14 protein-coding genes are annotated in these 15,531 nt (G+C 61.8%); 1 reads left to right on the top strand and 13 read right to left on the bottom strand.

Translation table 11 applies throughout. The annotated features are described in order from the left end of the window. Positions 1-79: 79 nt before the first annotated feature. The 5 genes from SOM26_RS16585 to SOM26_RS16565 are packed head-to-tail and all read right to left on the bottom strand — an operon-like array spanning position 80 to position 5,158. A complete protein-coding gene (locus SOM26_RS16585; protein WP_320453825.1) occupies positions 80-937 on the bottom strand; it encodes a glycosyltransferase in 858 nt (285 codons plus the stop codon). Then, entirely contained in the window at positions 934-2,070 is a 1,137-nt protein-coding gene (locus SOM26_RS16580) for a glycosyltransferase family 4 protein (RefSeq protein ID WP_320453824.1), read from the bottom strand. Before SOM26_RS16580 ends, SOM26_RS16585 begins: the two co-directional genes overlap by 4 nt. Then, positions 2,057-3,298 (bottom strand): hypothetical protein, encoded by a 1,242-nt coding sequence (locus tag SOM26_RS16575; RefSeq protein ID WP_320453823.1) that lies wholly within the window; start codon positions 3,296-3,298, stop codon positions 2,057-2,059. Before SOM26_RS16575 ends, SOM26_RS16580 begins: the two co-directional genes overlap by 14 nt. Further along, positions 3,291-4,262, bottom strand: coding sequence for an acyltransferase family protein (locus tag SOM26_RS16570; RefSeq protein WP_320453822.1), 972 nt, complete (start codon positions 4,260-4,262; stop codon positions 3,291-3,293). The genes SOM26_RS16575 and SOM26_RS16570 overlap by 8 nt, the downstream gene beginning before the upstream one ends. Next, positions 4,259-5,158: a glycosyltransferase family 2 protein gene (locus SOM26_RS16565; protein ID WP_320453821.1), complete on the bottom strand. Its 900-nt coding sequence runs from the start codon at positions 5,156-5,158 to the stop codon at positions 4,259-4,261. Before SOM26_RS16565 ends, SOM26_RS16570 begins: the two co-directional genes overlap by 4 nt. Before the next feature lie 422 nt (positions 5,159-5,580). On the opposite strand from SOM26_RS16565, the gene SOM26_RS16560 reads away from it, so the two are divergent. Then, positions 5,581-7,041: a flippase gene (locus tag SOM26_RS16560; RefSeq protein WP_320453820.1), complete on the top strand. Its 1,461-nt coding sequence runs from the start codon at positions 5,581-5,583 to the stop codon at positions 7,039-7,041. Between the two features lie 121 nt (positions 7,042-7,162). On the opposite strand, the gene SOM26_RS16555 is transcribed toward SOM26_RS16560, so the two are convergent. From SOM26_RS16555 to SOM26_RS16520, 8 genes are all read right to left on the bottom strand, one after another. Further along, positions 7,163-8,089: a rhamnan synthesis F family protein gene (locus SOM26_RS16555; RefSeq protein WP_320453819.1), complete on the bottom strand. Its 927-nt coding sequence runs from the start codon at positions 8,087-8,089 to the stop codon at positions 7,163-7,165. Continuing rightward, positions 8,089-9,360, bottom strand: coding sequence for a sugar transferase (locus SOM26_RS16550; protein ID WP_320453818.1), 1,272 nt, complete (start codon positions 9,358-9,360; stop codon positions 8,089-8,091). Before SOM26_RS16550 ends, SOM26_RS16555 begins: the two co-directional genes overlap by 1 nt. Positions 9,361-9,443: 83 nt before the next feature. Continuing rightward, complete coding sequence (locus SOM26_RS16545) at positions 9,444-9,668, bottom strand: ribbon-helix-helix domain-containing protein (protein ID WP_320453817.1); 225 nt, start codon at positions 9,666-9,668, stop codon at positions 9,444-9,446. Between the two features lie 376 nt (positions 9,669-10,044). Next, on the bottom strand, positions 10,045-10,863 hold the full coding sequence (locus SOM26_RS16540; protein ID WP_320453816.1) for a helix-turn-helix domain-containing protein: 819 nt from the start codon (positions 10,861-10,863) through the stop codon (positions 10,045-10,047). 453 nt (positions 10,864-11,316) lie between these two features. Next, complete coding sequence (locus SOM26_RS16535) at positions 11,317-12,261, bottom strand: replication initiator protein A (protein WP_414712083.1); 945 nt, start codon at positions 12,259-12,261, stop codon at positions 11,317-11,319. Between the two features lie 166 nt (positions 12,262-12,427). Then, complete coding sequence (locus SOM26_RS16530; protein WP_320453815.1) at positions 12,428-12,946, bottom strand: hypothetical protein; 519 nt, start codon at positions 12,944-12,946, stop codon at positions 12,428-12,430. Between the two features lie 220 nt (positions 12,947-13,166). Further along, positions 13,167-14,210 (bottom strand): ParB/RepB/Spo0J family partition protein, encoded by a 1,044-nt coding sequence (locus SOM26_RS16525; RefSeq protein ID WP_320453814.1) that lies wholly within the window; start codon positions 14,208-14,210, stop codon positions 13,167-13,169. A 56-nt stretch (positions 14,211-14,266) separates the two neighbouring features. Further along, positions 14,267-15,457, bottom strand: a complete 1,191-nt coding sequence (locus SOM26_RS16520) for an AAA family ATPase (RefSeq protein ID WP_320453813.1) — start codon at positions 15,455-15,457, stop codon at positions 14,267-14,269. Between the last annotated feature and the right edge of the window lie 74 nt (positions 15,458-15,531).

The raw sequence follows: 15,531 nt of genomic DNA, 5'->3' as shown, positions 1-15,531 counted from the left end.
GATCGGCAGCGTTAGCGCCACCCTGAGTTCGTTATGAATTGATGACGGCGCGGCAGCGGTCAGCGGTGACGCCCTCTGCTCAAGGGCCCTCGTTGCGAAACCGGTCGAGTTCGGCGACCGCGCGCCGATTGATGGCGCCGCGATCGCGATCGAAAACCCAACCCCATTTGGAAAAATAGCGCGCCAGGTTCGTCACCATGAGGCGGATCAGATGCGGCTTGAACCCGACCCGGGACCGATAGTCATGGACGATGGTCATCACCGGAACGAACATCGTGCGCCCCTTGGCATGAAGCCGGCGCGAAAGATCCACGTCCTCGCCATAGAGGAAGAACCGTTCGTCAAATCCGCCCAATTCATCCAGCGCGGAGCGGCGCGCCAGCATGAAGCATCCCGACAGAAACGGAAATTGCGCGGGATGGTCGTAGCTCCAGTCGCGGAATTCGTACCGGACATTGCGATCGTGCGTCGCCTTCGCATTCGGGCGGAACTGCCGTCCGAGCAGGTCGGCAGGCGTCGGCAACAACCGGCATAGGGTTTGGAGGCGCCCATCCGGGTAGACTACCCTGGGCGCCGCCAGGACGACGTCGGGATGATGGTCCAGATATGATACCATCCGATCGATGCCCTGCCCGTCAAACTCCAGATCGCTGTTCAGGATGAGGAAGAAGCGGGACCATCCGGCGGACGCGGTCAGAGCGCGGTTGTTTCCGGCCCCGTATCCCAGATTGCGACCGGGACGCAGCACGGTCACCCGCTCCGGATCGAAGGCGGGCATCGCGATCGGCTCGGGACTGTTGTCGACGAACATCAGATGGGTGCGACAGCCGCTCTGCCCGAATTGGACAACCATTCGCGTAATTTCATCCAGCGGCGTGTTGAACAGGACGCAACTGCCCACGACGTCGTACCGGTGGGATGCCGGGGTCATGGTCATGCGAGAGCCGCCTCGAAGGCCGAGACGGTCTGCTGGACGGTCCGTTGCCACGTCATCGTCTGGGCCTGTTCCAGGCCGCGCGCGGCCAATAGCGTGCGCAATTCCTCGTCAGCGGCGATCCGGTCGATGGCGTCGGCGATCTGACCGATATCGAAGGGGTCGACGAACAGGGCGGCCTCCCGCTCGAGCCCCCCCGCCGCCTCGGGCAACGCCGATCGATTGGAACAGATGAGCGGTGCACCCATGGCCTGCGCCTCGGCCGCAGGCATTCCAAAACCCTCATAGGTCGATGCGACGATCGTCGCTCGACAATGCTGATAGGCGTTGGCAAGCGTCGCGTCACTGACCTTGCCCAGCGACAGGAGCAGGTCATCGACCCCCGCTTCTCGGGCCGCGGCACGGAGACGACCATCGATGTCGTTACCGATATGCACAAGCCGGATCGGCCGCTCGCGCGTCCGCAGCAGCGCGATCGCCGCCATGACCCGCTCGCAATTCTTGTTGGAGGTCGTGTTCGCAACCAGCAGGATGTACGGGCCGGCGATCTCCGGCTCGTTGACCGGAAAATCCCGACGGTTCATCCGGCTTGCCAGCGGCGTGACGTAGACCTGCTCAGGACGCACCGGCAACAGGTTCACCATGTCCCGCTTGCTGTTCTCCGAAATCGTGATCAGCGCGCGACAGACCCGTGCCGTCATCGGGATCATCGTCTTCCAATATTGGCGCTGCCGGGGTTCGACGACCTCCGGAACGACGCTGTAGTACATGTCGCACACGGTCGCCACCAGGACCCGGGCCCCCCAGAGCGGGCTGACGAAACCAGGGCTCCAGAGAAGTTCCACCTTGTCGCGTTTGCTTCGAAACGGCAGCATCAGCTGTTCGAACGCGACCCGACCGGCACGGCCGCGCAGCGTCCCCACACCGGTAAGATAGGCATTGGCGCTGTCGGAAAAATGATGCCGGGCCCCATCTTGGACATAGCCGTGCAGCCGGAACGGCAACTGCCCGGCATCGGCCATCGCCGCCAGTCCTTCAAAGACCTGCGCGGCGTAATATCCCGGTCCCGTCAGTGCCCTCGCCTCGATGAAGGTCAGGTTCGCCGCTACGTGCGGCTTGGCTTCAGATCTCTGCATGGGAAGTCGTCTTCCGATAAACGCTTCGGATGTAGGGAAGCGCGGCAACCGCCATCAGGGCGGTCGATGTGAAATATCCGGCACCGCGCACGAATAACTCGATGGCGAAGCCGACAAAACAGGACAAGGCGAAGACGACGCCGTCCGGTAGCGATGCACGCCGCCCCGCCAGACGCCGCAGCATCATGATACAGCGGATCATGACGGCCAGATAGATTATGATTAGGACAAGGCCTGCAACACCGAATTCGGTGATCATCTTTGCGGTGGTGAATCCGCCGTCACGCAAATTGAGATCCTCATGCGTCAGGGCATAAATGATATTACTGGACACGGTGAATAGATCGGTGAAACCCAGCCGCTGGAATCCAATCCCCCACCCCCAGGTTTCGGTCAGCGACTTTCCCATGAGTTCGCTACCCTGACGATAGACCAGCATAGACAGGTTTTCGTTGGCATAGCTGAAGTCGAGCCGATCCGTGAAGTAGGACAGGTCGACGACGCTGACGCCGATGGCAGAAATCAGTAGAAAGATCGCCAACGCGATCCCATTAAGGCAACACGCACCAGCCAGGACCAATCCGATTGCAAGTGACAGGCTCTTCAGGAGAATAACCGCAACCGCGACGATGGCAAGAATGACCAAGCGAAGCACCTGCGAGCTGGTCACGACGGCATAGATCAGGAACGGCATGACCGTGAACGCATAGTGAGATGGTTCGGTAAACGGAAAAAGCGGCCTTTCCGACGCCGCCACGCTGGGCGGCGCAATTCCCAACAGACCGAGCACGGCGATCAAAGCAAAGATTAAAAGCATGGCATAGAGGACGAAGCGATGATTAGCTTCTACTGCGAAGAGCGTATGCCCGACCTGACGCGAGGCCAGCAGGATGAAAGTAAGGAGTAGTAGCGACGTCAGAGGGCGCTCGAGGTCGGGCTCTCCCAAGACGTAGGTCAGCGCGATATGTGCGGTGATCAGACCACAGGATATCAGGACCGCCGCCATATGTCGGGCTCCTGATGTTCTAGGGCCATCGATGATCCCGATGATCCCCCCCCCCCATACTAGCAACGCAACCGCCGCGACACCCGGTGCGAAAGAGGACATGTTGAACAGGTAGCGAAGTGCCGAGGGGGTGAAGACGATCAGGCAGAGAAGCGCCAGCTGCATAGCGTTGCTGATGGTGTTCGGGCGTGATGCGATGGTCGCATCGGCGGGATCAGACATGGTCTTTCCTCCCCCCCCCGGTGCGCGTGGCCAAGACCGTCAAGACGCGGTTGAAGCCGATGATGATGAGGGGGATATGGATCATGTAGATGGAATAGGACCAGAGTCCGAGCCGTTCGATCGGGTGGGCGTGCAGCGCGCGACTGACGACACCGCCTTCATTCGCGAAGACGGCAATGGCGAGTGCGAAGACCGGCGTCGCCAGGACGCTCCAGGCACTGTTACCCGCGAAAAGAATCGCGACGGTCGCCAGCGTTACCGCCACTTCGGCGACGGTTCCCGCCAAGGGTTTCAACCAACCCCGCCTAAAGGCGTTCGCGACGCATGTGCCGAGCATGAAACCGTAAAGGCAGCGGACGATGCCATAATCGCTTGATACGTCGAGATGCTGTTCGAATACGGCGCCGATCAGAACCGCACAGACGATCACGATCGCGGTAGCGACCGGTATCAATCGACGCCCGGCCAGCACCGCCAGGGTCGCGAAAATGCCATAGGTCCAGAACTCGACGCTGATACTCCATGCCGGCTGGTTCCAGCTCGGCTGGTCGAAGCCCAGGGCCTGGATCAGGAGCAGGTTGGGCAGGATCGTGCCGACCTCCATCTGCGGCCCGAATGCCCCATGTCCGCCGCCTGCGCCGTAGCCGGTCACCGATTTCGCCACCTCGGCCGCGATCAGGACCGTCAGGATCAGCACATGGAGCGGCCAGACCCGTCCGAAACGCTTGATCATGAACGGGACGCAGCTCCGCCATTCGGTCAACCGGTGCGCATAGGAATAATAGATGACAAATCCGCTAAGCGCGAAGAAGAAGTCGACGAACATCCAGCCGTTGCGCTGAATGGTCGAGCCGTAGAGATGGCTTGCCACATTGAAATGGTGGACGACGACAATCGTCGCGCAAATGCCGCGCAGGCTGTCGAGCGCGACCAGATGGCCTTTCCGCTCGGGAGATGCCGTCATGCGGCGGCCCCCTCGGCCTTGCCGCTCAGAAGGGCGCCAGCCACCGTACGCAACCGCAAGGCGGTCGTCTTGCTATCGTCACGTCCGCTGACACGGCGATAGGCGATCTTTCCAACGATAGCGGGCACCTGCAACCAGGTGCCGACCGTTCCGAAATGCTTGCGCAGCAACAGCATCTGGTTGTGGTGGTACATCCGGGTGCTGAACGGCGATGTCCCACCGGTCAAGGCACTGACCTTGTGCGCGATTGTCGGTGCCCTGATGATCGTGACCGGGATACCGGCATCCCGGCACCGCATGCAGAAGTCGACATCCTCCCAATAGACGAAGAATTGTTCGTCGAGCATCCCGATCCGGTCGATCACGGACATGCCGACCAGCAGGGCACATCCGGGCGCGAAATCGGCGGTCCAATACGGTCCGTCGCGCAGGCTTTCGCCCATCCACGCCTGAAAGCCGCCCCGTGCATGGGTATAACCGCCATCGGCGAACCAGAAGCGGTCGGGATGATCGGCATAGGTGACGGCGGGCGCAATCAGTTGGGCACCATTGCGCGCCTGAAATTCCAGCGTCCCGGCGATGAAATCCCCTTCGAACAACGTGTCGTTGTTGAGCAGCATGACCGCGTCGAAACCTTGGTCACGCGCCCAGACGATGCCCTGATTGGTGGCCGCCGCGAAACCCAGATTGGCATCGTTGGCGATCAGATGGAGAGGTCCCCGCCACTTCGACAGCATCTCGCGGGTGGCATCCGTCGAAGCATTGTCAACGGCGACCAGCGTCCAGTCGGTGCTGGTCTGGCGATCCAACGAAGCGAGGAAATCGTCGAGGACGGGCGCGCTGTTATAGGTGACGGTGACGAGTGCCACGCGCCAGGGCCGGTTGGCTCCCGTCATCGCTGCTGATCCGCTTGGTCGGGCATGGAGATGGCTTTCGATATGTCGGATCCTCGTCGGATCGACCGCGCAATGATATAACCCATGCCGGCTGGCTCGTCTCTTTGCATGGAATTGGTGCCTGATTAGCAGTTGCTTTTGCCGAATAGAGGTATCGGACGATTGTGACACCCCCCAATTTCGCGCAACTCCGACGCCGGGAACATGACGAACGCACACATCGAGGTCATCAGTGCCGTTCGCCCGTTCGGACGATACCAGCGGACCCCAGCCGGTATCGTGCATGGTCCCATCGTGGCGCGGCCGGTCGACGATTGTCCCGCTCCTTGCCTTTTTAACCCTAGGCGATATCAGCGCACCGTCTCTCTCGACGCAAGACGAACCGTCTGGCTCGGCCATGTTGGCAAGGATCGCCGCAACTTATGAGCCTTAAGCGCAATTCCCTGTTCAATCTGGCGGGATTGGTCCTCCCCCTGGGTCTGTCGTTGTTGACGGTCCCCGCCTATATTCACCTCATCGGCGTCGATCGTTACGGCGTCCTTGTGATTTCCTGGCTTTTGCTCGGCTATTTCGGCATGTTCGACCTCGGGCTGGGGCGTGCGACCATTCACAGGATCGCCGAACTGCGCGATGCAGAGCCAGCGGCGCGGCTCGCGACCTTCCACACCGCCGTCGCAGTCAATGTCGCGATCGGGGTCGTCGGCGGACTCGTTCTGGCGCTGGGCGCCAGCCTGTTTTTTTCGCATGGCCTCAAGATCGCGCCGGCGCTTCGCGGCGAATTGTCGGCTGCGGCGCCGCTGCTTGGCCTGTCGCTGCCGATTGCCACGCTGACGGGGGTGTTGACGGGGGCGCTGCAGGGGCGGGAACGCTTTGCCCAGACCAATGCGGTCGGAATCCTCTCGACCATCCTGTTTCAAATCGTGCCCCTGGCGATCGCATGGCACTGGGGCCCGAATGTTTCCGTCCTGCTGCTTGCCGGCATGGCGACCCGGATCGCCACGCTCGTGGTCCTCTGGATCGCCTGCAACCGGGAATTCGGCTGGAACGGTCGCTTCCAGTTTGAACGGAACCAGGTTCGCATCCTGCTGGGGTTCGGTGGATGGGTGACGGTCACCGCCTTGATCTCCCCCGTTCTGACAATCGTGGATCGCTTCGCGATCGGCTCCGTCATCGGCGCGGCGGCCGTGACCTTTTATTCCGTTCCGTATCAGGTCACGCAACGGATCGTCATCCTGCCCACCGCGCTGACCAATGCGCTGTTCCCCAGACTGAGTGCCATGCGGTCGGACGAGGAAGTTTCGGCGCTGTCGCGCGAGAGCATGCTGATCCTGATCGCCCTCATGACCGGACCGGTCGTGTTCGCCATCCTGCTGACCGGACCGGCCCTGGCCCTGTGGCTCGGTCAGGCTTTTGCGGCACGCGCGACATTGTCGGCCCAATTGCTCCTGGCGGCGTTCTGGTTCAACGGACTGGCGTTGCTGCCCTTCACGGTCCTCCAGGCCCGCGGTCGCCCCCGTACGGTCGCAGCCATCCTGGCCGCCGAGCTCATTCCCTATCTCGTGTCGCTCTATATCGGCCTGCGCTTCTTCGGACTGGTCGGTTGCGCAGGCGCCTTCCTGTTCCGCTGCGCTCTCGATTATGTGTTGCTGTCCTTCTATGCAGACCGGCAAGCACTGCCGATACGGTGTGCCGTGACAGCGGGCCTGCTTTTTGCCGGTGCTGTCGCCGTGGGCCAGTTTGCCACGACGTTTTCGGTTCACTGGATAATCGGCGCCGTCTCGCTCCTGATCCTGGCGATTGTGGAAGCATGGCGAACCGCACCACTCAGGGTGAGGTCGCTGGCACTGGCCTATATTCCATTCGGCCGTCGTCAGCGAGCCTGATGGCCGACCTCTCCTCATATCCAGAAGAGGTTGGCACAGCATTCGGATTTCAGCCGGACACAAGGCCGGCATACGTCAAACAGGTCGAGCGAACCGACCGTCGATCGCTTCCGGCCAGCGCTCAAATATCGTCGACGGGATGCCCCCTGTCGACCAGCAGCGCACCAAGCGCGTCCTTGGAGTAGATCCGTGCGTGCTTTGTCCTCAAGCCGCGCTTGAGGAACGGAAAACCCGCCTCGACCAGGGGGATCGCGGCAAACAGACTGGGATCGATGGTCACCGTCGGATCAGCATGCCACCAGGCACCAACCGTCATCATCCGCGCCGCCTGCGCCGCAAGCCGCGTTTCCTGACCTAGCACCACACCTTGATAGTCATCAAAGGCGCCCTTGAGGGAAAATACGGACAGACCCGCCATCCGTTCTGGCGTGACCTGCCGCAGCAGGAAGGCGTAGGATTGAACATGATTTTCGACCTGGCCAGTGGCGGTAAACCCGGTCAGATCCCATACCATTGACGACCACAGGGTATCCACCGGCACAAATGGACCATAGGTCGAGTCGTTGAGAACGAGCATATCGGCACCCGGATTCGCCTTAGCCACGGCATGAAGTGCGATCGCATAAGCCGAAAAATCAAACCCGTTCAGGGCTTTCCAGAACATCGCATCGGCCGCATCGCGCAGTTCGGTCGGAATATCGGCCTGAGATGGCGCAGCGCAGACGATCAGGAGACCCGCATCGCTTTCGGCCAGCCGCGCCAGCGTATAACGATGGGCAGCATCCAGCTTCTTTCCCTCTGGAAGATAGACGAAATAGGCGATCCACCGATCCCTGCGTGTCGTGATCGGCCGGACCTCGGCATGATCCGGGAAGGCACGATAGCGTCTACGCGACAATAGCCGGCGCAATTGCACGACGGGATCGGGCCGGGAGTACCGATATCGCCACTGGTGCTCGAGCTCGTCGAGCCCGATCGTCCGTTCAGCTGGTAATGTCTGCCGCAATCCCATGCGGCGCAGGCACCGCATGGCCTTTCGCTTCAACATCACTTCGCCCCATAACCTGTCGCCATGGTCACCAGCGTCTTGAACACGATCAGCATGTCGATCCACGGCGAGTAGTTCTTGATATAATAAAAGTCGTAATTCAGCTTGTTGCGGACATCCTCGACATTGGTCACGTGCCCTTGGTTGACCTGCGCCCATCCCGAGATGCCTGGGCGTACGATATGGCGGTAACGATAGAATGCGATATCCTGTTCGTACCATTGCGAAAGCGCAACGGCCTCGGGACGGGGACCGATCCAGCTCATTTCGCCGCGCAGGATATTGATGATCTGTGGAAGTTCATCGATCCGCGATGTGCGAAGGAAGCGCCCGACACGGGTGATGCGGGCGTCATCGCTCTGGGTCATCGCGCTGTTGCGTGCATCGGCAAGGGCCGATCCATGGCGCATAGTACGGAATTTGAAGACACGAAAGACTTCGCCTCTGTATCCCATCCGCTCCTGACGGAACAGGATCGGACCTCGCGAATCCAGGGCGACCACCGCCGCGACCACGATCATCAACGGCAGCACTACGATTGCCGCCATGGCTGCGGCAACCCAGTCAAAGAAATGCTTGATCTTCATGTACACGGGCTGGGGGGACAGCGACCCCGCGCTATTCTCATAAAGATGCTCGAGCTGGACCTGGCCGGTCAGCGATTCCACGAGGTGCTTGTAATGTAGGACCCGAATGCCGGACAATGCATAGTCGGAAACCTGGCGATCCCATTCATCGGTCAGGTTGACCCGTAAGTCGGTCACGACAAGGTCACAATTCAGCACCGGGTCGTTTGTGTTTTCGATAACGAACCAGTTTACCTTGTCCAAGGAAAGAACATCTCTTGCATTTCCGAATGGTAGAACACCGATGGATAGCTTTCGCTTCTCTTGGGCCCGAATAAGAGAGAAATGCGTCCAGACGAAAGATATAACAAAACTTATAATGATCAAAAATCGACTATACTCAAGTCGGGTCAGAATTAAGAATAGCAGGAGCGTGCCGAACGAGAGAAAAAAGGCAGGAATTGTGTACGAACTGAGTTCGGCACCGGGATAGGTGATCATGCTGCGAACCATCCAGATCGCAACGCAAATCGCCGCGACCGTTCCCAGGGCGGTGATGGTGAGCATCCGGATATCGGCCGGGACGTCGAGCAAAGCTGCACGAATGGCGTATGGAACGCCGACCGCAAAGAATATATTGGCAAGTATCAATCCAGATACTGTGGTCCAGATACCACCGGGTCGGGTCATAATTGGATTGCGCACGCAAACACCACGCTAATTAGAATTGCAGGCTCTTTGATCCGATATGTCGATAGATCAAGGAAACGAAGCCAGATACCGGGAAATTACTCGCCGACGGGTCTTTCACCGTATTTTTGTAGCACGTCGCTGAACGCCTCGGCCATCAGAGCCTGCAGGCTTTTCCCTTGTCGCCTGGCGAGAGTGTGCATTGAAAAGGACATTTCCGGGGTGAAGAAACCGGCGATCTGCTTGCGCCCCTGCCGGCTGGTTGGGCCTGTTGGCTTGTCAGGCCTTTGCGTCGTGACGGCGCCGCTAGACTCGGGGCTCATCGGGAAATCCTTTCGAGAGACGGGCCACGCGGCCGAATATCGATATTGAAGGACCTATGTTCGGCCTGGTTAACCCTTTGCAACTGGCGATCGCGATCATCGGCATGGGATGGGACCTACATGTCGACATGCCGACGTGTCGATATGAAATCTTACCAGGGATTTCGCCATGGCAATGGATCCATTGCCCATTTTCCTCTCCACCCGGCACGACGGCGCGAAAGCGGGCTGACGGACCCGCTTGCTTCCGTTAGGGAGCATTGTGCCGGCGAAGCCGGCACATCCCGCATTTGCGGGTGGGCGGATTGGTCCGTTTTAATTTCTCGCCAAGTACCGTGGACCTTCAACGCGTCTCGGTCGACTATGTCGAGGCATTTCACGCTTCAGTTAATAAATTGAGGAGGGGTTCAGGATCGCCATGAGACTCGCGTGAAGAGAGCATTGCATCCAAGCTCGCACCCAACCGCGCCAGCACGCGCCCCAGTGCGCCACTGGTCGTCAACTGCGCCAATTCCCGGCACGTCAGCTGCCCCTTCAGCCGTTCCTGCTCCTCGGCTTCGTCGTTCGCGTGCTGGAGGGCATCGTCGGGAACCGGGGCCGGGCGCAGCCAGCGCGGGAGCAGCGCCAGCAGGCGCTTGGGGCTGACCGGGCGATAGGCGTTGGACGTCTGCTCGAAGCGCGGCCCCGGCCCCTCCCCCTCCACGCGGCGAAAACGGCGCTGGCGGACCAGGAAACCGGCCTGCTCGAGGATGGTCAGCGCGCGCGCGACGGTGGCGCGGCCCAGTGCGGTGGCGGCGGCCAGCCGATCGTAGCTGGGATAGACCTTGCCGCCATTCAGCCGCGCGAGCGTGCAGAGTTCCTCATAGACGCGCACCGCGCCCGCTGTCAGGCTGGCGAGCAGGGCCTCAGGGCCGGTCAACCCCCTGCCTTCGACGCGGGCGATGCGTTTGGCGCGGCGTCCGGCATCGAGCGCCTGGCGCGCGATGCGGATCAGCTGGTCGCATTCGCCTTTGGCCGGATGCGCGAAGAACATATCCTCGAACGTCCCCGCCTCGATACTGTCGCGCCGCACCGGCGCGCCGGTGCGATGCTGCTTGCGGATGTTCGTCTGAGGGGGGCGGGCCCCCTGCCCTGTTGAGCCCGTCATCCGCGCAAGCGCGCGCGTCGCCGCTTCACCCAAGGTGAACGCCATCATCTTCCTTCCCCTTATATCCGGGGCCGGACCAAAAAAGATAAAGAAAGGGTGTGGCGCGAAGCGCGCATCCTTGAACCGCAGGGGCGACAGGCGTATCAGGAGAGGGCTAGTGAGACCCTGGATCGACGTTTGGCGACGTCGCTCCTGTAATACCTGGGATGCCCGGCCTTCGTGCCGGGCTTTCCTTTATGTGGTCACGACCGCTCCCATATGCTGCCTTCGCAGATCTGCGACCCGCGATGAGGGGCAACCTTGCAGGTAATTTCCAACAAAGAAAGCAGTCACGATTCGTGCTTTCGAGTAGGAAATCAAAAAAACTGCAAGATAATGGTCGAAATCGACAACATCATTCGTGCTATCGAGTATGAATTCAGCGAAGACTTCGTGCTATCAAGTATCAATTCAGACGGATAGTTCGTGCTATCGAGTATGAATTGATCGCCCGTCTGCGAATCACGGATCGATGTGATTCGCATCCGCTTCCGCCAGGTCCTCCAGCGCCCTGGGACGGGCCGTGACGATCACCCGCGCGGACGGCGCGCGGCGGCCCCTCCCCCGCCCCTCGGTGGGTTCGGCCTCGGCATCCTCAATGATCGCGACCTGGAAGTCGGGAATAGCATCGGCCTGCGCGATCGCCTTCATCGCGGCGCGGAAATTGGCCAGCGGGTTCTGATAGCCGACCTGCAGGCGGAAAGTGGCCAGGTCGATGTCGAGCCGCCCGTCCTCGGCAGTGGCGCAGGCCACCTCGTAGATGCGCCGCTCGACCGGCCCCAGCTGGAAATAGGCCGCGGCATAGGCCAGCACCTGCTTGTCGCGCAGGATCGCGCGGTGGAGCCAGTCACACAGCCGCACCTTGACCGCCTTCAGGCGGCGCTCGCCGGTTTTTGTCTTGGAATAATGGAGCCTTGCCTCGGACAGCCACGAGAAGAAGCCTTCCTCGCCCTCGCCGCCCGCCTCGATATTGGTCTTGATCTGCGTGCCCTGCAGCCGCTCCAGCGCCTCGGACAGCCGCTGGTATGAGCGCGCCGAATGGTTCGAGCCGGTGACCGAGAACAGGTCGTGCGCGGTGAAGATGAAGTCCTGCCCCACCTCCTCGCCGCGCTCGATCTTTCCGGCCATCAGGCTGGCGATATAGAGGACAATCTCCTTGTCATAAATGGTCGCCACCCCCTTGGCCGAGGGACGCACCTCGATCGCGACATTGGCGTGCGAATAGGTCAGCGGCTTCATCCAGGCGGTCTTGCTGAGCGCGAAAAAGGGAAAGGCCATCAGCGATCGCTCGCCGCGGATCTCGCTGGTGAGCGGGCTGTCGAGATAGAACAGATCGCCTTGCGGCCGACCACCCGAGCGGGCGGGAATGGCGTCTTTTTTACGGGCGGGCATGGTGGTTCGCGTCATGTTGGATTTCATACTCGAAAGCACGAACTTTGGGGAGGGGACCCGGCCATGCCGATGGGAATAGCGGCCAAACCGCGTCTGAGTTCGTGCTTTCGAGTATGAATTCGTCGACAGTGACACAACCCTTCGTGACCGGGTGAAACCGGGGCATGGCCTGCCCTTGCGATCAGGCGAAGAGGTCGCCGATCGCGCTGGCCCGGAAATGATTGCGCAGCCGTCGACGGCGATGCTCGCGCGCGTCGTGTCGCATGTGGCAGGCCTGGCACAGCGCTGCCAGGTTGCGCGGCCGGTTGTCGCCGGGATCATGGTTGAGATGCGCACTGGCCAGCAGCACACGGGTTACGCGATAGGGTAAGGGCGGCGCGATCCCGGCCAGGCCCGGCTGCCGATCCAGCATGGCGGCGGGACTGACCAGCCCCCTCACCTTGCGCCCCTTCGCATCGCGCCAGCCCGAGCGCTTGTCATCCCACCAGCGCCCGTCGCCCAAATGCACGACGGCCCGGCCGTGCGGCCGGTCGCAATGCTCGCACCGCCCCTTGGCGCGACCGAACCGGATCAGCGCCGACAATTCGCGCCAGTCGATCGGATAGAGCCAGCGATGTTCGCGCGCGATCGGCATGACGCCATCCTGAATCGGTGGCGAGGGGAACGGAAGCGCAAAGTCGCGGTGATTCAGAAAACTCATGAATGACGGGAGAAGCGGGGCAATGCGTCGATGTTTCCCCGGGGAAACATTCCAGGCAAATCCATTCCTGCCCGGTACGGGGAGGTGGCGTTGCGCAGGCGCTGACGGAGGGGGCTGCAACAAGGGATAGCCTTTGTGGAAAGCCCCCTCCATCATGCTGCGCATGGTCCCCCTCCCCGCGCCGGGGCGGCTAGAAACCGGTGTTTCCCCAGGGAAACATTCAGCGTTTCAGGCCCTGCCCCGTCGCCTCCAGATGCGCCAGCATGTGACGCAGCGCGTCGACATAACCCTCGGTATCCGTGGCATCGGCGTGCAGCCGCACCGTCACCCCGTGGCGGTTGATCGCCTGGATCGACAGCACGTCGCGGCCATGGCCGTTCGCATAGCGATACGGCTCCGCCCCGCCGTCTTCGCCCATCATCATCTTGCGCGCGCCCAGCAACCGGCGCACGACATTGGCGGCCGGAATGGCAGGTTTGCCATGCTCGCGCCGCTCGGCCTGTTCGCACGCGATCTCCTTGGCCATGCCGGTGATTGCGTGTGCTTCGGCCTCGTCCTGCATCGCCTGGGCCAGCGCGTAACCGGACTTCAGCTGCACCTCATGCGGTGAGGCGAAGGCGGCAATGACCGCGTCAGGCAGCGCGCCGACCTTCAGCATCTTGGACAGCCAGCCCTTGGACAGCTTCAACCGCTCGGCCATGCGCGTCTGGTGGTTGCCGTAATGGGTGCGCAGCGCGGACAGGTAATTGCGCGCCCGCTCCAGGTCGGACACGTCGGCGCGCGCGCGGTTCTCCAGGTCGGCCAAGCGGAATGCGGCTTCGTCGTCCAGCTGCGCGACCTGCGCCACAAAGGCCATGTCGGGATAGCTGTTCGCGCGCAGCCAGCTGATCGACCAGTGGCGCCGGGTGCCCGCGATCACCTCGAAATCATGATCGGGGTCGCCCTCGATCCGGCGGACCACGGCGGGGACCTTCTGGCCCCCTTCGGCGATGATCGAGTCGATCAGCTCGCGACACTGGTCTTCGCTCAGCAAATCGTAATGGCGCGCATTGCCCGGCCAGATCTTCACCCGTGCCGGATCGAGCAGCAGCTGCGTGACCTGGCGCACCTCACCACTGGCGACACGGGCGAGCGCGGACTCGCGGCCGAGCAGCGTGGTGCCGCGGCTGCGCGCTTCCGGAGCGGGCCGCTCGTTCGCGGGGATGGCCCCCTCGCCTTCCTCCGCCAGCAGATCGGCCAGATAATCGGATTGCTTACGCGCCATGGATCGTCTCCCCGGCAGAACATGGATGAAACATCAGGCTGTAGGACAGCATGAATTTATACCGCCGCATGGATCACCGCCTCTTCGCTCAGCGGCTCGACCCGGCCCCAGCCCTGGCGGACCAGCTGCTCGACCTGGCGCATCGCCTCGTCCAGATTGGCGCGGCTGCGCTTATGCGTCTTGGGCGTGCCGATCGGCTTGTCGAGTTCGTAGACGGTCATCATCCGCATCGCGGCATGGCTGATCTCGGCGGACTCCAGGATGGGGACCGGCAACAGCGCCGGGCCAAAGCTCTGCTCCATGATCGCGCGGACCATCGCATGGCTGGGGTCGTTGCCGTCGAACTTGGAACAGATCAGCCGGACAAAGCGGTAATCGACCGCGATGCCCGCGCCGGTCAGCTGGTGGAGTACCTGGTCCATCATCGACAGGAACTGGACGGTCGAGCAGAAATCGGGCGTCGTCGCGGCCAGCGGCACCAGCAGCGCATTGGCCGCCTGCATCACCGCCAGGCTGATCGTGCCGAGCGCAGGCGGCGGGTCGAGCAGCACCACGTCGTAATTCCCCGCCAGATCGGCCAGCCCGGCCTTCAGCTTGCGGAAGCGCGCGGCGAGCACCGACCCGCCGTCGCTGCCCGCCGCGGCCAGCTCATATTCGACGTCGAACAGCTCCAGGTTGGACGGGATCAGGTCGACATTGGGCCAGGGGGTGGGCTTGACCGCATAGGCCAGGTCGCTCTGCGTCGGGTCGATCGACAGATAGGGGTAGAGCGTTTCCTCGCGCGTGATATTGAAATGCGGGTTGAAGCCGAACAGCGTCGTCGTCGTCGCCTGGCTGTCGCAATCGACGACCAGCACGCGGTAGCCTTGTACGGCGAAATAATGGGCGAGATGGGTGGTGACGGTCGACTTGCCGACGCCGCCCTTGAAGTTCTGCACCGCGATGATCGCCGGCGCATCCTGGTCCCCGCGCGCGGGCGAGGCACCCAGCACGTCGCGCATCACCAGCATCTGCTCGACTGTATAGCCCTGGCGACGGCCATTCTCGGCGACCGGGGCGGGGGGAAGGCGGCCATCCTCCTCGGCCATGCGGATGCGGTTGGTCGAACAACCCAGCAGCTGCGCGGCCTCGGCGATGCCGAACCGGACATGCAGGCCTTTGCGGCTTTCGGGCAGGAACGCCTTGCGCCGCAACCGCTCGATCATCCGCTCACCCGCACTCGCCAGATCGCCGATCTGGGATAACATTGCATGACCTTGTGCCACCCACACACCCCTTGAACCTTTAAAGAATGTTTTATGGCAAAGTTCATTCAACGCGG

Source organism: Sphingomonas sp. CFBP8993, from assembly GCF_034044895.1.
Lineage (GTDB): Bacteria > Pseudomonadota > Alphaproteobacteria > Sphingomonadales > Sphingomonadaceae > Sphingomonas.
Note: the sequence above shows the minus strand (reverse complement) of the source record. Positions and strands in the feature narration are given on the sequence as shown.